This is a genomic window from Flavobacteriaceae bacterium, assembly GCA_003443635.1.
GTDB lineage: Bacteria > Bacteroidota > Bacteroidia > Flavobacteriales > Flavobacteriaceae > AU392.
In genome coordinates this window covers 1,905,168-1,925,769 of sequence record CP031964.1, presented here as the reverse complement: position 1 = coordinate 1,925,769, position 20,602 = coordinate 1,905,168, and the positions used below count along the sequence as shown (strand labels likewise).

Genomic DNA, 20,602 nt, shown 5'->3' with positions numbered 1-20,602 from the left:
TATTTCTTAATTTTGCAAAAACATTTAATGTAATGCAAAAATCACTTTTCCTTCTTTTATTTATATTAATCACGAGTTGTTATAATGTTGAACGCAACTGCAAAGATTTTAAAATTGGAACATTTGAAAGTAGTATAACTATTGAAGGTAAAGATTATGTTTCTACATTTACCAGAACAGCCGATTTACAAATAGAAATATTTGAAGGCAAAACTGATTCCTCATCTGTTAGGTGGATAAACGATTGTGAAGTTATATTTAAAACAATTAATCCGAAGAGTATGGCAGAACGTAAAGATATTCATCTTAAAATACTAAATACAAGTGATTCAGGATATACATTTGAATATTCTTATGTTGGAGAGGCACTTAAACAAAAAGGAAGTGCAAAACACGTTAAATAACTTAAAATAAAGTTATCTGCCCTTCATCATCTATATCACTATTTTCTGAGTTACTCTCAGGTAGAGATGTTTGAATAGGTTTCGATGATTCTGAATTTACAATTTGCTCATCAATAACATTCATTTGATCTGCCGGTAATTCTTCTGGAGCTTCATACGGAATAGGATCTAGTAAATTAATTTGATTTATTTTATCTTTAGTTAGTTGATTCCCTAAAGCAGATATCCCTTTAATCGCAATAAATTCTTCTAAATTAACTTCCAGATTATCTTTTCGCTCTTTACCTCTATCCTTAGAAAACACAACCTCAGCTAAAGGTTTCCAATCTGTAGATACAATTTCTAAATGTGAGTTCTGATGATCTGTAATAAACAATTCTTCTCTATTTTCATTTTCGACTATAAAACGTTTTACATAATAACGTTCTTTTTCTCCATCAAAATAAATTGCAGAAATGGGTTTTTTAGGAATCCATTTTTCCATAACAATCATATCGCTGTCAAAATGAACTGTTATTTCAGGCACAATAGTTTTAACTATTCCTTTTTGGGTAATTACTAAAATACGATCTTCTCCTCTAAATTCACCTACTAACTCTCCTCTTCCATCAACATTTAAGCGTTGCACAGTATCATCAAACCATATTTTACGAGGCTTAAGGGTAGAAACTCCTTTTTCTTTGAGCTCTATACGTTTTACAGAATATTTAGTCACTATATTACCTTTAGAGGCACGGCCTTTAATAATAATGTCGGCAAAATCCATATCCCATTTTAGCTTTTTAATACTTCCAACTTGGCGTAATAACACATTAACAATTTCTGCTTCACCATTAGGGTTTGCCGAGAAATACCATACTTTAGAACCTTTATTGCCTGCTGTTAAATCGTATTCTTTATCTCTTGTTACTCCTGTAACCGCAAAACGCTTAATGTATGATGCTCCTTTTGTACCATCACGATAGATCATATTATAAATAGTACGCTTATCTTTCTTTTTAAATACAGCAACATGAATAATATCCTTTCCAACAAAAGTTTTAGAATCTACTTTTGTGATCATTAGCTTTCCTTCCTTAGTAAATACAATCACATCATCAATATCACTACAATCACAGACATATTCATCCCTTCGTAATGATGTACCCACAAAGCCTTCTTCTCTATTTACATAGAGTTTGGTGTTTCTGATTACTACTTTTGTTGCATCTACATCATCAAAAATTCTAATCTCAGTTTTACGTTCACGTCCATCTCCATAATCTTTCTTTAAACGCTTAAAATATGCGATAGAATAATCAATAAGATTTGCTAAATGATGTTTTATTTGTGCAATCTCTTCTTCTAAAGCATCAATTTTTTGTTGCGCTTTATCTATATCAAATTTAGAAATACGTTTAATTCGAATTTCTGTTAAACGTGTGATATCATCTTCTGTTACAGCGCGTTTTAGATGTTTAACATGCGGCTGAAGCCCTTTATCTATAGCACTTATCACACCTTCCCAAGTTTCCTCTTCTTCTATATCACGATAGATTCTATTTTCAATAAAAATACGCTCTAGAGAAGCAAAATGCCATTGCTCTTCAAACTCGCCTAGTTTTATTTCTAATTCGCTTTTTAAAAGTTGTACTGTATTATCAGTAGAACGGCGTAACATTTCTGATACACCAATAAACAACGGTTTATTATCTTCAATAACACAACCTAGAGGGGATATAGAATTTTCACAGCTGGTAAATGCATATAAGGCATCAATAGTTTTATCTGGAGACAATCCTGATGGCAGGTGTATTAAGATCTCAACTTCTGCTGCAGTATTATCTTCTATTTTTTTAATCTTTATTTTGCCTTTTTCATTCGCTTTTAAAATAGAATCTATTAAAGATGATGTTGTTGTACTATATGGAATTTCACTAATCACCAACGTGTTTTTATCTCGCTGTGAAATTTTTGCACGAACTCGCACTTTCCCTCCTCGTAACCCGTCATTATAATTTGTGAAATCAGCAATTCCTGCTGTTGGAAAATCTGGAACTAGTGTAAAACGCTTTCCTTGAAGGTGTTTTACTGACGCATCAATAAGTTCTATAAAATTATGTGGTAATATTTTTGTAGATAACCCGACTGCAATCCCTTCTCCTCCCTGTGCTAACAATAATGGGAACATTACTGGTAAGTTAACTGGCTCTTTACGACGACCATCATAAGATGCTTGCCATTCGGTTATTTTGGGATTATAAACGACATCTAAACCAAATTTAGAAATTCGTGCTTCAATGTAACGAGAAGCTGCAGCACGGTCACCTGTTAAAATATTCCCCCAGTTTCCTTGAGTATCAATCAATAAATCTTTTTGACCTATTTGCACCATAGCATCTGCAATACTTGCATCTCCGTGCGGATGATACTGCATCGTATGCCCAACAATATTAGCGACTTTATTATAACGCCCATCATCAAGATCTTTCATAGAGTGCATTATACGACGCTGAACAGGCTTAAACCCATCTTCAATCGCTGGTACAGCGCGCTCTAGAATTACGTAAGATGCATAATCTAAAAACCAATCTTTATACATACCAGTAACTCTGGTAATTGTTTCTTGTGATTCAGAATGTTCTAAATTTTCGTTTGTTAGGTCGTCGTTTTCTTCAATCATATTTCTTGTAACTCCTCTGTGCAGGTTAGGAATTTATTTATCTTCTTCAATTAAATCCATTTCAACTTTAAGATTATCTATAATAAACTCTTGCCTAGTGGGTGTGTTTTTTCCCATATAAAAAGACAGCAATTCTTCAATCGACATATCATCATCCAACATAATTGGATCTAAACGAATATCGTCTCCAATAAAATGTTTAAACTCGTCTGGCGAGATCTCCCCAAGCCCTTTAAACCTCGTAATCTCTGGTTTAGGTTTCAGTTTTTCAATAGCATCACGTCGTTCTTCTTCTGAATAACAATAAATGGTTTCTTTTTTGTTTCTGACTCTAAATAAAGGGGTTTGTAAAATAAACAAATGCCCTTCTTTTATAACTTCTGGGAAAAATTGCAAAAAGAATGTTATTAATAACAAGCGAATATGCATCCCATCAACATCTGCATCTGTAGCAATTACAACATTATTATACCTAAGGTCTTCAAGCGATTCTTCAATATTTAAAGCTGCTTGTAGAAGGTTAAATTCTTCATTTTCATATACAATCTTTTTACTTAACCCATAAGAGTTTAAAGGCTTTCCTTTTAAACTGAATACCGCTTGAGTATTTACATCTCTAGATTTTGTAATACTTCCAGAGGCCGAATCTCCCTCTGTAATAAATAATGTAGTTTCTAAATTTCGTTCGTTTTTTGTATCTCCAAAATGCACACGACAGTCCCGTAATTTTTTATTGTGAAGGCTTGCTTTTTTAGCACGATCTTTAGCGAGCTTCCTAATTCCAGAAAGTTCTTTTCGCTCGCGTTCTGCCTGAAGTATTTTACGCTGAATATTTTCGGCTACATTAGGGTTTTTATGTAAAAAATTATCGAGATATGTTTTAACAAAATCATTGATATAAGTTCTTACGGTAGGAAGATCTCCTCCCATATCTGTAGATCCTAGTTTTGTTTTAGTCTGACTTTCAAAGACTGGCTCCATAACTTTTATGGCTATAGCACATACAACAGATTTCCGAACATCTGAAGCGTCATAGTTTTTACCATAAAATTCACGCACTGTTTTTACCAAAGCTTCTCTAAATGCAGCTAAATGAGTTCCTCCTTGTGTTGTATTTTGTCCGTTTACAAAAGAGTGATACTCTTCACTGTATTGTGTCTTACTATGTGTTAATGCAACTTCTATATCATCTCCTCTAAGATGAATAATCGGATAAAGTAAATCTGTATCTTTAATGGTCTCTGCCAATAAATCTTTTAATCCGTTTTCACTGTAATACTTTTCACCATTAAAAACTATAGTTAATCCAGGATTAAGATAGACATAGTTTTTGAGCATCTTTACGATATACTCATTTCTATATTTATAGTTTTTAAAAATAATATCATCTGGCACAAAAGAAACTTTAGTTCCTTTTCTACGAGATGTATCTTCTAATAAATCTTGATCTGTTAAGTTCCCTTGCGCAAATTCTGCAGAAGCAGATTTCCCATCTCGATTAGATTCTACTCTAAAATAAGAAGATAACGCATTTACAGCTTTTGTACCAACACCATTAAGTCCTACAGATTTTTTAAAAGCTTTAGAGTCATACTTCCCTCCAGTGTTCATTTTAGAAACCACATCTACAACTTTTCCTAATGGAATTCCCCTTCCGTAATCTCTAACTGTAACTTTTTCGCCTTGTATAGAAATCTCAATGGTTTTACCAGCACCCATTACATATTCATCAATAGAATTGTCAAGTACTTCTTTTAAAAGAATATAAATACCATCATCAGCAGAAGAACCATCACCCAATTTACCGATATACATTCCTGGTCTCATCCGGATATGTTCTTTCCAATCGAGCGAGCGAATATTATCTTCAGTATACTTGGTTTCTTGAGACATAAAACGTATTAAAAAGTTAGATGAGTTGCTAATATAATATATCGATTTAAAAAAAGAAATATTGCTTTCACAAAGTAATTAACAATGTGTTTTGATAAGTTATTTCACTTCTAAAAACTTATTATTTATTAGTTATTTTCTGCTATTCCTTTTAAAAATTTATTGCGGGTTTTTAAGAGTTGAGTTATATATTTTTTAAGAAATAACCAATTAACAAGTTGACCTAAAATTCCATAAGGGGCTTCAAAATAAAATTTGTCTATCATTATGGTTTTTCCATTATTTTCTTTAAAAATATGCTCATGCCGAAATGATTTGAAAGCTCCAGAAACCATTTCATCTACAAAAAAGTTAGGCGAATTAAATTCTGTGATTTTTGAAGTGAGTTTTTGAGTAATCCCAAAATGTTTTGCTTTCCAAGTTACAGATTCTCCTAATTCAATTAGGCCCGAAGTTTTACCTGCTATTGCTTTTTCGTTTGAATGTTGGAGAGATTGTTTATGTAAATCTATATTACGTGATAAATCAAAACAAATTTTGATATCAGAATCTATTAAAGTTTTGATCTCTATTAATGGCATAATTACAAATTTTCATGTCATCGTGCAAAATACAGCAAGAAGGTAGCTATAATAGCGCCTATTTATTTTTCAAAAAAAGACTTAGTATTCTAGGTTAAGTGATCTAATTATACATTAAATAAGAAATGCATTACATCTCCATCACTCACTACATAGTTTTTACCTTCAACACGCATTTTACCAGCTTCTTTTACCTTAGTTTCAGTGCCATATGAAACATAGTCGTCGTAAGCAATAACTTCAGCTCTAATAAATCCTTTTTCAAAATCGGTATGTATCTCTCCTGCTGCTTGTGGCGCAGTAGAACCTATGTTAATTGTCCATGCACGAACCTCTTTTACACCAGCTGTAAAATAAGTTTGCTGATTTAATAATTTATAGGCCGACCGAATAAGTTTAGATGAACCAGGTTCTTCTAACCCAATATCTTGTAAAAACATTTGACGTTCTTCATAATCATCCAATTCGTTAATATCTGCTTCAGTACCAACTGCTAAAACTAACACTTCTGCATTTTCATCTTTTACAGCTTCCCTTACTTTGTCAACATAGGCATTTCCAGACACAGCTGCTCCTTCATCTACATTACACACATACATTACTGGTTTATCTGTAATTAATTGTGATGGCTTTACGTAATCATTATAATCGTCATCACTAAATTCTACAGCGCGAACAGAAATTCCTGATTCTAAATTTTCTTTAAGTTTTAATAAAACAGCTTCTTCTTTTTGAGCTTCTTTATTTCCAGTTTTTGCAGCACGTTTTACTTTATCCAGCTTTTTATCTACCGTTTCCAAGTCTTTAAGTTGAAGTTCGATATCAATCGTTTCCTTATCTCTTATTGGATCTACACTTCCATCTACATGTACAATATTATCATTATCAAAACAACGTAGCACATGAAGGATTGCATCTGTTTCTCTAATATTTGCTAAAAACTGATTTCCTAAGCCTTCCCCTTTACTTGCTCCTTTTACTAACCCTGCAATATCTACAATTTCTACAGTCGCTGGCAACACACGTTCTGGGTTTACTAACTCTTCTAGTTTTTGTAATCGAGAATCTGGTACATTTACCACACCTATATTAGGTTCAATAGTACAAAAAGGGAAGTTAGCACTTTGTGCTTTAGCATTAGATAAACAATTGAATAATGTTGATTTTCCCACATTTGGTAATCCTACAATTCCAGCTTTCATATTCTTTAGATAATTATATTAAAAAGAAACAAGAATCAAGACTTTGATTTTTGCGATTGCAAATGTAATTAATTAGATAATTAGAATAACAAAGTAGCTAAGAGAAATTACAAGTGATTAGTTATAATTAGATTAGAATCAAACTTATAAATAGGTAGCTTGACTTAGTTATTTTTAGAACTCTTTTTATAATCCAAAAAAGAAATAACTCCAACTGCGACCCAAATCAAACGATACAACCAAACATTAAGGCTAATTCCGAAAATTTGTGCGGTTTCTTGATTTGTTATAAAACTAAAAACCAATACAGCTAATGCCACAAACGCTAATAATAAAGACGTGACTTTTTTCATCAATAATATATTTGAGGTAACGAAGTTAAGGTTATAAATTATAAAAATCGAAATATATTCTTTTATTATATGACAATAAAAAAAGACTACCCTTAATTAAAGATAGTCTTTATGTTAAATTATAATTTAATATTTACCCTAAAAAGAGCAAATACCATCAAAAGTAATAACTGTCCCGTCTGGTAAAGTAGTCGTAGTTCGACCGCACCCAAACGAGCAAGATGGACAATCTTGATCAGTTTCACATTCAAGAAGTTGTGGTTGACAACCAAATCCCCAAAAACCTCCACTAATTGATTTTTGTTCTGCCTTATTTAAAGCTTTTCCTAATTTTAACAAATTTTTCATGATTAAAAATTTCTATAATTGTTTTTAAAAGCTGTGAACATTTAAAGGCACTCACAGTATATGCCTATCCTTCGCGAAAGAATATCTTAATGATTAGTTAGTTTTAATTAATTTTTTAAAATTACACAAAAACTTTCAATTGAATTAAGAAAATACCTCAATATTAATACGGAAAAACCATAATTATATCATTTTTAAAAATTATTTTATAAATTATAAGCAATCCAAACAATTCGTTAAAGTCTCTAAATATTAGTTAAAGTAATTTATACTCAATAAAACTATAGTACATTTAAAATTAATTAATGTAACAAACGTTTATATTAATCGTCAATCTTACATAACCAATCAAACAAAAAATGAACAAATACACCTTATTAATTGGAGCATTATTTTTAAATTTCACAACTCTCTTTGCTCAAGAGTTTAAAGCACAAATTATTGATTCATTAACCCAAGCACCCATTCCTTATGCAGCAATACAAGTTGATGAAACGTCTGGAGCTATATCAAATGAAGAAGGTTTTTTCGCAATTAATTTTGAAGATAAAGAAATCATTAATTTATCTATTTCCTGTCTAGGGTATGAAAGTAAAGTGATTTCTGTTGAAGATATTAAAAACAATAATTTTGTAATTATATTACAAGAAGCAATAAATACATTAGAAGAGGTTTATATAAACGAAACTAAGCCTAATGTAGATTCTATTATTGCAAAAGTAAATTTACATTTAAAAGATAATTATAGTTCTGGTTACTCAAGTCACGAAATATTTTATAGAGCTACTAATTTTACAGATTTTAAAAAGTTAGATTTTGAAGTTGATAAAGCTTCTTCTTTTAGGAAAAAAGATCATGTAAGCGCTAATAATAGTTTAGACTCTCTAAGTAATGTGGTTAGAAATAGTAAAGCAAAACAGTTTAGCGATTACTTAGGGAATATTGTAGTTAATGATTCTAACAAAGCAAAATTAAATGTTGTAAAAGCTACTGAGTTATTAGATAGGCAAAATGGTTTTTCTGTAGAAGGTCTCCAAGAGAAAGCACAAAATATTATGTTAAAATACTTAGATCAAGATAAGTACTATAAATTAAAGTCTGGGCTTTTTAAACTTGAAGATTCATTAAATTTAAAAGAGCTTATTGAAGAAGATGAAAATAGAAAAGATGAGCATAATACTTCTTTTTTAAGGAGGGGAGCAAATAATTTGTTATCTCAAGCCAAGTTTTATGACAATTCTTTTTTAAGTAAAATTTTAAATCCAAAACTATACAAGCATACTTTAGAAGATCTAACTTATTATAATGGCGATTTTATTTATGTAATAAGCTATTTACCTAGAAAAGCAAAATCTAAATTTTCAGGAAAACTCTATATTACAGAAGATACGTATGCGGTAATAAGAACAGATTATCAATATTCTAAAGGAAAACGTGGCAGCAAATTAAACTTAAGATTATTGTTAGGTGTTAAATTTAATCAAAATGTAAGATTAGGCACTGTAATTTATACTAAAGATTTAGAAACCGAAAAATATACTCCACAATATATAAAAGAAGAAGATGGCGCTTACTTTTTTGTGAGTCGTCCTTTAAAATTTATTGAGCAAGGTGGTGATAAAAGTAAAGTTAAGTTTAGTTTTAAAGTTGAAGGTAATACACGTAATAAAGAAGAGTTACTATGTATAAGTACAAAATCTATTACTCTTGAAGCGTATAATGCATTTACCGAAAAAAAGAAAACACCTTATCAAGTATTGCAGCGTTATGATCCAAATATATGGAAAAGTCAAAATACATTAGAACCCTTAGAAGAAATGAAAAGGTTTAGTAGTTCTAATTAAAGGTAATCATAGTCATCAAAATAAAAAACCTCAAATAAATTTATATTTGAGGTTTTTTATTTTGATGACTTATTTAAAATTCACTCAATTATCCTTCAGGGTGCATAAAACTCTGTTTAGCCAATAATACTTCTTCACTCTCTACATTATCATCATCTGGCACACAACAATCTACTGGACATACTGCTGCACATTGTGGTTCATCATGAAATCCTTTACACTCTGTACATTTATCTGGTACTATATAATATAATTCGTCACTTACAGGTTCTTGTGCTTCTTCTGCATCTACAGCTTTACCATTAGGTAAAATTACATTTCCTGTTAAATTTGTACCGTCTTTATATCTCCAATCATCAGCGCCTTCATAAATAGCTGTATTTGGGCATTCTGGTTCACAAGCACCACAATTTATACATTCGTCTGTTATTATAATTGCCATAACAATATTTATATTTAGTTTGCGTAAATTTGCAGCTGCAAAAATAAACCCAAAACAATTCATAACCAAGAGTAATAATGAAATTACAACAAAGAATTAACGCTTTTGTAAAACTAGGAGAATTTCTTAGTCAGTTTTCATCAATAGAACCATCTAAAAAAGAAGGTATTGCGTTTAATGATTTGTTTTATGATGGCTTTAAACATCAATTAAAATTAGCACAAGAACATAATGGTTGGTTCACAAATGAGAATATTAGTTTTTCTATTAATAGCTGGTCTAAATTGCTTACTATAGAGTCAATTACAAATTGGATAGATAAGTATAACTTTAATAATGTTATTTCTAAAAAAATAGCCATTATAATGGCTGGAAACATTCCTTTAGTAGGGTTTCATGATTTTTTATCAGTACTATTATCTGGGCACAATGTTATTGTAAAACAATCTTCAAACGACAAACAACTACTTCCCTATTTAGCAAAATATTTAGAGTATGTTGAGCCTGAATTCAAGAATACCATTCTATTTACAGAAAAAAAACTGCAAGGTTTCGATGCTGTTATCGCAACTGGCAGTGATAATACAGCTCGTTATTTCGAATATTATTTTAAAGGTAAGCCATCTATTATAAGAAAAAACAGGAATGCTGCTGCTGTATTAACTGGAAATGAAACAAAAGAACAATTAGAAAATCTTTCTGAAGACATTTTTAGATATTACGGATTAGGTTGCAGAAATGTTTCAAAACTATTTGTTCCTAAAAATTATAATTTTGATCGTTTTTTTGAAGCAATTTATAAATGGCACCCTATTATCAATCAAGCGAAATATGCTAATAATTATGATTATAATAAAGCCGTTTATTTAATGAGTGAATTTGATATGCTGGAGAATGGATTTTTAATGATAAAAGAAGATGAAAGCTATGCTTCGCCTATAGCTACATTATTTTATGAGTATTATGAAAATATTGAATTACTCAAAGAAAAATTAGAAGCAGATTCAGATAGAATTCAGTGTATTGTTTCTAATGGTATTTTAGATTCAGAAATTAACTTCGGAGATTCACAAGTGCCGCAATTATGGGATTATGCAGATGGAGTTAATACTCTTGAGTTTCTATTAAAAATATAGTTTAAAAATTATTAAATATTTAATATGAAGTTCTTAATAAATTAAGACCTTTATACCCTAATAAAATTTAACAAATGAAAATACATAATTTTAGTGCTGGACCTTCTATTTTACCAAAAGAAGTTTTACTTAAAGCTTCAGAGGCTGTATTAGATTTTAATGATAGTGGATTATCGTTAATTGAAATGTCTCATCGTAGTAAACCATTTGTAGATGTAATGGAAAAAGCGAGATCTTTAGTTCTAGAGCTTTTAAATCTAGAAGGTAAAGGTTATAAAGTATTATTCTTACAAGGTGGTGCCAGTTCTCAGTTTTTAATGGTAGCTTTAAATTTATTAGAAAAAAGAGCTGGGTATTTAAATACTGGAACTTGGAGTGATAAAGCGATAAAAGAAGCTAAAATTTATGATGATGTATACGAAATAGCATCTTCAAAAAACGCTAATTTTAACTATATCCCTAAAGGCTACGATATCCCTTCAGACTATGACTATTTTCATTGCACCTCTAATAATACTATTTACGGTACTCAAATGAAAAAATTCCCTAATAGCCCTATACCTATGGTTTGTGATATGAGTAGTGATATTTTTTCTCGTCAATTAGATTTTTCAAAATTTGATTTAATATATGCAGGAGCTCAAAAAAATATGGGGCCAGCTGGAACAACTCTTGTTGTTGTAAAAGAAGATATATTAGGTAAAGTATCTCGAAAAATTCCATCAATGATGAATTACAAGTTGCATATAGATAAAAGCAGTATGTTTAACACACCTCCAGTATTTGCAGTATATACTTCAATGTTAACCTTAGAATGGTTAAAAAACTTAGGAGGTATAAAAGCAATAGAAAAAGAGAATAATAAAAAATCTATTTTAATGTATTCAGAAATCGATTTAAATCCTCTCTTCAAAGGTTACTCAGCCAAGGAAGATCGTTCAACTATGAATGCTACATTTACATTAACAAACGATTATTTAAAAGAAACTTTTGACACTATGCTAAAAGAGGCAGGTATTAGTGGTTTAAACGGTCATAGAAGTGTTGGTGGGTATCGAGCATCAATGTATAATGCATTATCACTTGATAGTGTAAAAGCATTAGTAGAAGTAATGAGTGAGCTGGAAAGTAAAGCTTAAAAGAATTTAATCAAAAAAATTGACAAACACCATTTTTACAAAAATATAAACATTCTTTTTTAATGAAAGTATTAGCTAACGACGGGATTTCGCAAAGCGGAATTGATGCCCTTATCAAAGGAGGGTTTGAAGTAGAAACAACAACTGTAGCTCAAGAACAACTTGCAAATTATATAAATGAAAATAATATTGACGTATTATTAGTTCGTAGTGCTACTAAGGTTCGTAAAGATATTATTGATGCTTGTACAAATTTAAAAATCATTGGTCGTGGTGGTGTTGGTATGGATAATATTGATGTAGATTATGCGCGTCAAAAAAAATTACATGTGATTAATACTCCTGCTGCATCTTCAAGTTCTGTAGCTGAACTTGTTTTTGCACATTTATATGGTGGTGTTCGCTTTTTGTTTGATGCTAATAGAAACATGCCATTAGATGGAGATACTAAATTTGGAAACTTAAAAAAGAATTACGCTAAAGGTTCTGAATTAAGAGGAAAGACACTAGGTATCATAGGGTTTGGTCGTATTGGAAGAGAAGTAGCAAAAATAGGGTTAGGTGTTGGAATGAAAGTTATTGCTTCAGATAAATTTGTGGATAAAACAGATGTAAAAGTTGAGTTTTATAATGGTCAGTTTATAAATGTAGAAATTGAAACTGAACCAATGGAAGATATTTTAAAAACAGCAGATTTTATTACACTCCATGTTCCTGCACAAAAAGATTATATCATTGGCAAAAAAGAATTTGATTCGATGAAAGATGGAGTTGGTATTATTAATGCTGCTCGCGGTGGCGTTATAGATGAAGTAGCTTTAGTAAATGCTATCGATAGTGGTAAAGTAGCTTTTGCTGGGTTAGATACATTTGAAAACGAACCTACTCCAGCGATTCAAGTTTTAATGAATAATTATATTTCATTAACTCCACACATTGGAGCAGCAACTAATGAAGCTCAAGATAGAATAGGAACAGAATTAGCTTCACAAATTATTAGTATTTTAAAAACTAAATCAAATTAAAATTATTGTAATAATTTTAATTATAAAAAGCCTTAGTTTATAATTAAGGCTTTTTTTTGTATTTTGTTATTCTCAACTAAAAACACAAAAAATGGCAGGATTATTAGATTTATTAAATAGCGATATAGGGAAAACAATTATTAATGGTGTTTCTTTAGAAACTGGACAACCCACTGATAAAACAAGTAATGTGTTAAGTATGGCATTACCAGTACTTACTCAAGCTATGCAACGCAATGCTTCATCTTCTCAAGGTGCAGAAGGGCTATTAAATGCTTTAAATAAAAAACACGATGGTAGTATTTTAGATAATCTAGGCGGGCTATTTAATGGTGGTGTAGATTCCAGTGTAACAGATGATGGAGGCAAAATCTTAAATCATATTTTAGGTAAAAAGCAACAAAATGTACAAAATGCTTTAAGTAAACAATCTGGCATAAATGCTGGAGCTATTGGTAATATATTAAAAGTTGCAGCTCCTTTATTAATGGGACTTCTAGGAAAACAGTCTAGACAGCAAAATGTAAATAACCCTAATGATTTGACAGGCATGCTCGGTGGTTTATTAAGCGGAGAAAATAAAACACAGCAAGATCAAAGCTTTTTATCTTCTATTTTGGATGCTGATGGCGATGGTAGTGTTATTGATGATGTTGCAGGGATGGTTATGGGTAATAATAAGAAAAAAGGTGGATTAGGCGGCATTCTTGGTGGTTTATTTGGAGGAAAATAATTTCTCTGAAAAAATTAATATAAATAAAAAAGCTCTTATATTTTTTAAATATTTTGTTAAAAGCATTGATTTTAAAACTATTATAAGGGTTTTTTCGTATCTTTAATTAAAGAGATTGAAAATGAAAAATATAATTATAGTCTTCCTTATTGCATTAGCAATGTATAGTTGTAAAACATCGAATAAAGCTATTGTAGATAAATTGCCAGAAATAAAAGAAACTGCATTAACTAATAATGATACCGTACGTATTGCTAATGAAGAGTTAGAATACGAAATTATTATTATAGAACCAGGGTTTTACCCTTGGTTAAGAAGTATTGCCAGGCAAAGAGGGTATTATTCTCAAAAATTTTTAGAAAGCAGGAATAGAATATTAGTAACAGAGTACAATATTCGTGTAAATCAACCTCTACAATTTGATCCTAATCTCTATCAAAACCGTATTGATTATAGTAGTTTTACAGATTATGGTTATGAAGTAAATTATCTCTTATATAATTACTTTTTGTTCTTTCAATTGGAATTTAATCAAAAATTAGGACCTTATATTCCACGTGTTTAAACTTAAGGCTATATTTGCATCTTGAAAATATTAAGTAATGCAAAAGTTTAAAAACAATTGGCAAATACAAGCTAATTGGCAACTCATATTTCCTTTTTTAGGTATTTTATTATTATATTATAGTTCTTACAAATTAGCAAGTGTTATAACTTCAAATTTTCATATTACTCTAATTCTCCTTATAAGTTTAGGCATATTTATTATACTTCTAAAGTTTATTTTATTTTTATTTAAAAAATTAGAAAAAAAATGGATTGTCGATTATCGTTGGGAAATGATTCGTATTTTTATAGTTTTTGCTATTACAGGATCTTCTTCTGTTTTTGTTGGAAGACCTATAATCAAATTATTAGGAATTACTAAAGAAAACTTAAATTCTGTTCTATATTGGGTTTTATTTATTATTATTGGCCTGGTATTTTATCAAATACTTTTAGTATTTTTTGGCTGGCTTTTTGGTCAGCACAAATTCTTTTGGGAGTTTGAAAAGAAAATGTTAAAGCGCTTTGGATTAAAGCGATTTTTAAAAAATTAGTGAGGCAAATACAAAAACATATTATTTTTAAATTCAGCATTGTAATATTAGCATTTGTATTACTAGTCCCTTCTGCTGTTAAGTTTTCTCATATTTTTAAAGAACATGTTCATAAAACCTGTACTGACACAGATACAGTGCACATACATAATACTAATCTCGATTGTGATTTTTGTAAATTTAAGCTTAATACACAATTTATTTTTATTAATAAAAAAATAAATTATGCAAGTGCTATTATAAATTCACAACTATCTATTTCAGATTATCAGTTTTATTATAATTCTTTCTCATTTCAATTTCTTCGCAGAGGACCACCTTATATAGTTTAGCACATTAAATTAATTACCTCAGGGTCAATTTGTTAAATTATTTATATTTTAATGAAATCATTATTTATATTAACCTTATTATTCATAGGGTCTTCTTTAGAAGCTTTTTCACAGCAATGTAATTATACTTTAAATGGAGAAGTTATTGATTTCCATAATGGAAAACCTTTAATAGGAGCTACTCTTGTTGTTACTAAAAATGGAAACATACAAGAATCTATCATATCTGATATTGATGGGAAATATTTAATTAAAAATTTGTGTATAGGCAATTATAAATTACAAGTTTCACATCCAGAATGTAAATCTAAAGTCATTCCTATAGATATAAAAGGTAATACCATTAAAAAAATAACATTAGAACATCATTTAGAGAATTTAAATGAAGTTTTAATTACAGGAGAAAAACGAGAACAAGGTATCTCGAAAGCTACTAGTGTTCAAACTTTAAAAGTTGAAACGATTGAACAGTTTAGTGATGCTTCTTTAGGAGATGCTTTGAGAGAAATTAGTGGTGTCTCTTCATTAAATACTGGTAGTACTATTGTTAAACCTGTAATACAAGGCTTAAATAGTAGTAGAATATTGATTATAACAAATGATGTAAGGTTACAAGATCAAGAATGGGGTATTGAGCATGCCCCTACTGTTGATTTAAATACAGCAGATCGGTTAACTGTAGTTAAAGGTTCTGGAGCATTGCAATATGGAGGTGACGCTATAGGTGGTGTGGTATTAGCAAAACCAAGTCCACTAGTAAGAAAGGATACATTGTTTGGTAAAACCATTTTTTCTGGTAGTTCCAATGGTCGTGGAGGTAACATTACATCTACTATCAATAAAGGGTTTGATAATGGAATAGGTTTAAGAGTTCAAGGGTCTTTTAAACGATTTGGAGATTTCGAAGCTCCAGATTATTTCTTAACTAATACTGGAACAAAACAAATAGCAGGATCTATAAATTTTGGTATTAACAAATTTTTGTACGGCATCGAAGCATATTATAGCTATTTTGATACTGAGTTAGGCATATTGCAAACTGCTGATTTTGGTAATGTTACTGATTTAGTAAGAGCAATTAACTCTCCTATTCCTGAAATTATAGAAGATTTTTCATTTGATATAGGGTTGCCCCGACAAGAAGTAGCTCATCATTTAACAAAATTAAATTCATATCTCAGATTAAAACGTTTAGGAAAGTTATCATTACAGTATGCTTTTCAATTCAATGATCGTCAAGAGTTTGATAATAGAAGTTTTATAGATGATAACACTCCTACTGTAGATTTGGAGTTAACAACACATAATCTGGATCTTTTACTTGAAATAGATACGGTTGAAAATTCAAAAATTACCGCTGGTGTTAGTGGTTTATTTCAAGAAAATTTTGCTGATCCACGTACTGGTGTGAGACGGGTTATCCCTGATTATGAAAAATATAACGTAGGGGCATTTGCTGGTATTTCTTATGATATTACAGAGAATTTATTAGTTGATGTAGGAGCTCGTGTAGATTTTACTCATATAGATGCTGAAAAATTTTACAGATCAACATTTTTTGAAGACAGAGGTTACGATGTTGATTTTGCGAATTTTATTACTGAAGATTTTGGCACACAAATATTAACAAACCCTGTATTTGATTATACTAATGTTTCTGCTACTTTTGGCTTAGGTTATACTATTAATGAGAATTTAGACTTACAATTCAATTACGGATTGGCTAGTAGGCCACCAAATCCATCAGAGTTATTTAGCGAAGGTTTGAATCAATCATCTGTTGCTTTTGAATTGGGAGATTTACGCATTGATAAAGAAATAGCCAATAAAATAGCTATAACTTTTAAGGGGGCATTATTTAATCAACGTTTTAATTTCAATTTAACGCCTTATGCTAACTTTATTGACGACTATATTGTATTAGAGCCTAATGGTATTATAACTACATCGAGAGGTTCGTTTCAAGTATTTGAATATATTCAAAATGATGCACGTCTCTTTGGTGTTGATTTTGATGCTACTTATGACTTTAATAACAATTTCGAATTTAAAACCAGTTTTTCATATTTAAGAGGTGATGATACTGAAAGGGATAGACCACTTATTAATATCCCTTCTGCAAACTGGTTTAATACTATTGCATATAGCAATAAAAAATTAAACAATCTTCACTTAGAACTAAAAAGTGAAGGTGTTTTTAGGCAAACACGTTTTCCTGATAATAATTTTACAACTCAAATTGTAGAAAACAATGAATTTGTAGAGACTTTAGTTGATGTGAGTACCCCTCCTCCTGGATATCATCTACTACATTTTAACTCTTCAATTCAATTTGAGTTGAATAATATTACCAAATTGGAAATAGGTTTTGCCGTGAATAATATTTTAAATACAAATTACAGACAATATCTTAATAGATTTAGACTCTTTGCAGATGAATTAGGAAGAAACTTTTCTTTAAGATTAAAATTAAATTATTAAAAAAAATAAAAACCAATTTATTATGAAAACAATAAAATTTATATCATTAATAGCTATATTAATTATTAGTCAATCGTGTTCTAATGATGATGATGCTCCAATAATTATTAACGAAGAAGAAGTAATAACTACGTTAACTTTAACTTTAACACCACAAGGTGGTGGAACTGATATTATATTATCAAGTAGAGATATAGACGGTGACGGGCCAAATGCACCTGTAATTACAGGTGGTACATTAGCAGCAAATACCACTTATACTGGTGTTGTTGAAGCTTTAAATGAACTTGAAGATCCAGCTGAAGATATTACTGAAGAAGTAGCTGAAGAAGATGATGAACATCAATTTTTCTTTGAAGCAATAAGTGGTGTTACTATTACTACTAATTACAGTGATCAAGATGGTGATGGAAATCCATTAGGTATTAATTTTACATTAACTACAGGAGCTGCAAGTACTGGGACTCTTAGAGTAACTCTACGTCATTTATTAAACAAGTTTGCAGCAGGTGTATCTGATGGAGATATTACTAATGCTGGTGGAGACACTGATATTGAAACAGATTATCCTATAACAGTTCAATAGATAAAATATCTAAAAACATATAAAAAGGCTGCTTAAAAAAGGTAGCCTTTTTATATTAATTATGTCTCGCATTGTATTTTAATTTCTTTGAATACTATTAATGGTAATACGTAATGCTTCTTTTTTTAAATTGAGATTTGTATACGAGCTCATAGAAGTAGGAATTGTAATGCCATCAAACATTTTAAAATCTGAAAAAAACATACGAGACCAGACAAATTGAAGTTTATCTCTTACTGTAAAATCTACAATTTCAACTTGTTTAGTTTTTTTATTAATCCATAACCTATATTGATCTATATCTTTTTGAGGTTTAAAAGTATTCCAAGAAGCAAAAACAATATCATAGCTTTTTTCATTTAAAATACTATCCTTAACAAAAGTAATTTTATCTGCTTCAAGTATTCTAAAAGGGAATTCTATTAAATATTGAAGTGTAGCTATTTGAAATTTCTCTTTTTTAAATTTTTTAATCTTTTTATTTTCTTTTAATGTCTTTTTCTTATAAGTGGTATTATTTATGTGACCCCAAATTTCTCCCTTTTGTTTCCCATTGGTAATTAATAATTCTCCTCCTACTTTTCCTCGTGAAGCCTTTAATTTAAGTTGCACTGGATTATCTTTAAAAGGGTGTCCAATTTTACCAAAAAAAGAAGTCGCTTTTATTGTTATTTTCGATGAGTATGAATTCCAAGTAGTAAAATTTTGATAACCAGCAGTTTTTGCAGCATTATTAATAATGCTTTTTCCCTTTTCTATATTTTCAATATTAACTTCCTGATTTTTATCTAATAGTAAGTTACTCCTACACGATAACAATGATAACACAAGGCATGTTGTTATAACATATTTTTCTATTTTATTTCCCGCTATTCCCATAGGAAACAAATCCAATTAATTTTTCCAATCGTTTTCATCTTTAGGCCCCATTTTTCCTTCTACTGTTTGTAATAAAATTGTAGAGCTATAGGCTCTTCCTTCTTTGATTACAGTTTGTACATTTCTGGTATTTGTGATATCTGTTAAAGGGTTACCAGTAACAATAAACAAATCGGCTAACTTACCAATTTCAATACTTCCTAATTGCTTATCTAGCCGCAGTGCTTTTGCCCCATTAATGGTTGCAATCTTTAAAACTTCTTTATTAGGAATCCCTATAGAAACCAATGCTTCCATTTCACGATGCGCACTAAATCCTGGAATATACTCTCCAACCGAAGGATGATCTGTTCCTAGGCTTATCATCCCTCCTTTATCAAAATAGCGTTTTACAGTTATTTTTTTAATATCAAAAATCTTCTGAAACATGTCTATTTTTTGACGAGTATTTTTTGTGATTTCTAATGCGTATGGTGTTAGATATTTTCGTTCGTCATGCCAGTAATCATAAAGTTCTTTTCGGTGTCCATAATATCCATAAGCAGTTAATGTGGCGTCAAAAAACACTCCTTTTTCAATAAATAAATCTATTTGTTGATTTATTTGTTGAATAACAATTGGATCATTTAAATCTAAATCTTGTAGCGTGGCATATGCAGATTGATTATCTGGCAAAGCATTTCCGCCTAAAAAATGCTCTACACGATCGATCCCCATATTAATTGCATCACGAGGATTAACTGTATTTCTATATCCTGATCCTAAATGTCCAGTAACTGTTAATTTGTGAATATGCGCTCGTTTAATTAAAGCTTCTAATTGGATAGGTGTAATACCTTTAGCTTTAAACCCAGAAACTCCTAGTTTCGCCCATTTATCTACTCTTTTATTTATTTGTTCAACAGTAGTATTTGGGTTCCACCCTGGAAACGCAGTTCCAAAATAAGGGCCAGAACTGTGAATGCGTGCTCCGATTTTTTTTCCACTATCAATTAATCGCCTTGTTTTTAGCATTACCTCTGGTTGAATCTCACCACCTGGAAATGTTGATATTACTCCATTAGCTAAAAAAATAACTGGATTTGCTTCTACTTCATCTCGGCGAACACCATCAAAAGTTACTCGATAATGTGCATGTAAATCAAAAATACCAGGAAGTATATATTCAGTAGTTCCAAGTTTAATAACTTTATAAACTTCTGTATTTGTTAATGTTGTGTTTATTGAAATGAATTTGCCATTTTTAATAACAATCCCTTGATTTTTAATCATCTCTCCAGAAGTTACATCAAAATATGACCCTCCAATGACATACAAATTTTGCGAAAAACTAGTTTGACTACTAAATAATATTGTACATAATATTACAAGGTATAAAGAAGTAATAGTTTTCATAATATAAACAGTTCATTAAAACTAAAAACAAATCTAAAGATACTATTATTTTTTTGTGAAAGTTTTA

At 30.2% G+C, this 20,602-nt stretch carries 20 protein-coding genes; 11 read left to right on the top strand and 9 right to left on the bottom strand.

Annotation, left to right across the window (positions count from 1 at the left end; all coding sequences use genetic code 11):
• The first annotated feature begins 32 nt into the window (after positions 1-32).
• Entirely contained in the window at positions 33-404 is a 372-nt protein-coding gene (locus D1817_08765) for a DNA topoisomerase IV (protein ID AXT19973.1), read from the top strand.
• A gap of 1 nt (position 405) precedes the next feature.
• Here the strand turns inward: D1817_08765 and D1817_08760 are convergent, their stop codons facing one another.
• The 6 genes from D1817_08760 to D1817_08735 form a co-directional block, all read right to left on the bottom strand.
• Positions 406-3,066 (bottom strand): DNA gyrase/topoisomerase IV subunit A, encoded by a 2,661-nt coding sequence (locus D1817_08760; GenBank protein AXT19972.1) that lies wholly within the window; start codon positions 3,064-3,066, stop codon positions 406-408.
• Between the two features lie 33 nt (positions 3,067-3,099).
• Entirely contained in the window at positions 3,100-4,959 is a 1,860-nt protein-coding gene (locus D1817_08755; protein AXT19971.1) for a type IIA DNA topoisomerase subunit B, read from the bottom strand.
• A gap of 128 nt (positions 4,960-5,087) precedes the next feature.
• A complete protein-coding gene (locus D1817_08750; protein ID AXT19970.1) occupies positions 5,088-5,540 on the bottom strand; it encodes a cell division protein in 453 nt (150 codons plus the stop codon).
• A gap of 107 nt (positions 5,541-5,647) precedes the next feature.
• Complete coding sequence (gene ychF / locus D1817_08745) at positions 5,648-6,742, bottom strand: redox-regulated ATPase YchF (protein ID AXT19969.1); 1,095 nt, start codon at positions 6,740-6,742, stop codon at positions 5,648-5,650.
• 164 nt (positions 6,743-6,906) lie between these two features.
• Positions 6,907-7,095: a hypothetical protein gene (locus tag D1817_08740; GenBank protein AXT19968.1), complete on the bottom strand. Its 189-nt coding sequence runs from the start codon at positions 7,093-7,095 to the stop codon at positions 6,907-6,909.
• Between the two features lie 138 nt (positions 7,096-7,233).
• Complete coding sequence (locus D1817_08735) at positions 7,234-7,443, bottom strand: hypothetical protein (protein ID AXT19967.1); 210 nt, start codon at positions 7,441-7,443, stop codon at positions 7,234-7,236.
• A 359-nt stretch (positions 7,444-7,802) separates the two neighbouring features.
• On the opposite strand from D1817_08735, the gene D1817_08730 reads away from it, so the two are divergent.
• Positions 7,803-9,287 (top strand): carboxypeptidase-like regulatory domain-containing protein, encoded by a 1,485-nt coding sequence (locus D1817_08730; GenBank protein AXT19966.1) that lies wholly within the window; start codon positions 7,803-7,805, stop codon positions 9,285-9,287.
• 88 nt (positions 9,288-9,375) lie between these two features.
• Here D1817_08730 and D1817_08725 read toward each other — a convergent pair whose 3' ends face one another.
• Positions 9,376-9,729, bottom strand: coding sequence for a 4Fe-4S dicluster domain-containing protein (locus D1817_08725; GenBank protein ID AXT21249.1), 354 nt, complete (start codon positions 9,727-9,729; stop codon positions 9,376-9,378).
• Between the two features lie 74 nt (positions 9,730-9,803).
• Between D1817_08725 and D1817_08720 the strand changes: the two genes are divergently transcribed.
• The 9 genes from D1817_08720 to D1817_08680 all read left to right on the top strand — a co-directional run bounded on the left by D1817_08720 (position 9,804) and on the right by D1817_08680 (position 18,261).
• On the top strand, positions 9,804-10,865 hold the full coding sequence (locus D1817_08720; GenBank protein ID AXT19965.1) for an acyl-CoA reductase: 1,062 nt from the start codon (positions 9,804-9,806) through the stop codon (positions 10,863-10,865).
• 74 nt (positions 10,866-10,939) lie between these two features.
• A complete protein-coding gene (locus tag D1817_08715) occupies positions 10,940-12,004 on the top strand; it encodes a 3-phosphoserine/phosphohydroxythreonine transaminase (GenBank protein ID AXT19964.1) in 1,065 nt (354 codons plus the stop codon).
• A 62-nt stretch (positions 12,005-12,066) separates the two neighbouring features.
• Complete coding sequence (locus D1817_08710) at positions 12,067-13,029, top strand: 3-phosphoglycerate dehydrogenase (protein ID AXT19963.1); 963 nt, start codon at positions 12,067-12,069, stop codon at positions 13,027-13,029.
• 91 nt (positions 13,030-13,120) lie between these two features.
• Positions 13,121-13,762 carry a DUF937 domain-containing protein gene (locus tag D1817_08705; GenBank protein AXT19962.1) on the top strand — a complete coding sequence of 214 codons (642 nt, stop codon included), beginning with the start codon at positions 13,121-13,123 and terminating at the stop codon, positions 13,760-13,762.
• Between the two features lie 121 nt (positions 13,763-13,883).
• On the top strand, positions 13,884-14,327 hold the full coding sequence (locus tag D1817_08700) for a hypothetical protein (protein ID AXT19961.1): 444 nt from the start codon (positions 13,884-13,886) through the stop codon (positions 14,325-14,327).
• A 37-nt stretch (positions 14,328-14,364) separates the two neighbouring features.
• On the top strand, positions 14,365-14,862 hold the full coding sequence (locus D1817_08695; protein AXT19960.1) for a hypothetical protein: 498 nt from the start codon (positions 14,365-14,367) through the stop codon (positions 14,860-14,862).
• The gene (locus tag D1817_08690) at positions 14,862-15,194 is read left to right on the top strand and encodes a hypothetical protein (GenBank protein ID AXT19959.1); all 333 of its coding nucleotides are present in this window, start codon (positions 14,862-14,864) and stop codon (positions 15,192-15,194) included. The genes D1817_08695 and D1817_08690 overlap by 1 nt, the downstream gene beginning before the upstream one ends.
• Positions 15,195-15,245: 51 nt before the next feature.
• A complete protein-coding gene (locus D1817_08685) occupies positions 15,246-17,675 on the top strand; it encodes a TonB-dependent receptor (GenBank protein ID AXT19958.1) in 2,430 nt (809 codons plus the stop codon).
• Between the two features lie 22 nt (positions 17,676-17,697).
• A complete protein-coding gene (locus tag D1817_08680) occupies positions 17,698-18,261 on the top strand; it encodes a type 1 periplasmic binding fold superfamily protein (GenBank protein ID AXT19957.1) in 564 nt (187 codons plus the stop codon).
• Between the two features lie 78 nt (positions 18,262-18,339).
• Here the strand turns inward: D1817_08680 and D1817_08675 are convergent, their stop codons facing one another.
• Together D1817_08675 and D1817_08670 are read right to left on the bottom strand one after the other, a co-directional pair.
• Positions 18,340-19,140, bottom strand: coding sequence for a hypothetical protein (locus tag D1817_08675; GenBank protein AXT19956.1), 801 nt, complete (start codon positions 19,138-19,140; stop codon positions 18,340-18,342).
• Between the two features lie 15 nt (positions 19,141-19,155).
• A complete protein-coding gene (locus D1817_08670; GenBank protein ID AXT19955.1) occupies positions 19,156-20,535 on the bottom strand; it encodes an amidohydrolase in 1,380 nt (459 codons plus the stop codon).
• Positions 20,536-20,602: the final 67 nt, after the last annotated feature.

Bases quoted from the DNA above. Each gene is read 5' to 3' on its own strand.
- D1817_08765 (AXT19973.1), top strand. From the start codon at position 33: ATGCAAAAATCACTTTTCCTTCTTTTATTTATATTAATCACGAGTTGT.
- D1817_08760 (AXT19972.1), bottom strand. From the start codon at position 3,066: ATGATTGAAGAAAACGACGACCTAACAAACGAAAATTTAGAACATTCT.
- D1817_08755 (AXT19971.1), bottom strand. From the start codon at position 4,959: ATGTCTCAAGAAACCAAGTATACTGAAGATAATATTCGCTCGCTCGAT.
- D1817_08750 (AXT19970.1), bottom strand. From the start codon at position 5,540: ATGCCATTAATAGAGATCAAAACTTTAATAGATTCTGATATCAAAATT.
- ychF (AXT19969.1), bottom strand. From the start codon at position 6,742: ATGAAAGCTGGAATTGTAGGATTACCAAATGTGGGAAAATCAACATTA.
- D1817_08740 (AXT19968.1), bottom strand. From the start codon at position 7,095: ATGAAAAAAGTCACGTCTTTATTATTAGCGTTTGTGGCATTAGCTGTA.
- D1817_08735 (AXT19967.1), bottom strand. From the start codon at position 7,443: ATGAAAAATTTGTTAAAATTAGGAAAAGCTTTAAATAAGGCAGAACAA.
- D1817_08730 (AXT19966.1), top strand. From the start codon at position 7,803: ATGAACAAATACACCTTATTAATTGGAGCATTATTTTTAAATTTCACA.
- D1817_08725 (AXT21249.1), bottom strand. From the start codon at position 9,729: ATGGCAATTATAATAACAGACGAATGTATAAATTGTGGTGCTTGTGAA.
- D1817_08715 (AXT19964.1), top strand. From the start codon at position 10,940: ATGAAAATACATAATTTTAGTGCTGGACCTTCTATTTTACCAAAAGAA.
- D1817_08710 (AXT19963.1), top strand. From the start codon at position 12,067: ATGAAAGTATTAGCTAACGACGGGATTTCGCAAAGCGGAATTGATGCC.
- D1817_08705 (AXT19962.1), top strand. From the start codon at position 13,121: ATGGCAGGATTATTAGATTTATTAAATAGCGATATAGGGAAAACAATT.
- D1817_08700 (AXT19961.1), top strand. From the start codon at position 13,884: ATGAAAAATATAATTATAGTCTTCCTTATTGCATTAGCAATGTATAGT.
- D1817_08695 (AXT19960.1), top strand. From the start codon at position 14,365: ATGCAAAAGTTTAAAAACAATTGGCAAATACAAGCTAATTGGCAACTC.
- D1817_08685 (AXT19958.1), top strand. From the start codon at position 15,246: ATGAAATCATTATTTATATTAACCTTATTATTCATAGGGTCTTCTTTA.
- D1817_08680 (AXT19957.1), top strand. From the start codon at position 17,698: ATGAAAACAATAAAATTTATATCATTAATAGCTATATTAATTATTAGT.
- D1817_08675 (AXT19956.1), bottom strand. From the start codon at position 19,140: ATGGGAATAGCGGGAAATAAAATAGAAAAATATGTTATAACAACATGC.
- D1817_08670 (AXT19955.1), bottom strand. From the start codon at position 20,535: ATGAAAACTATTACTTCTTTATACCTTGTAATATTATGTACAATATTA.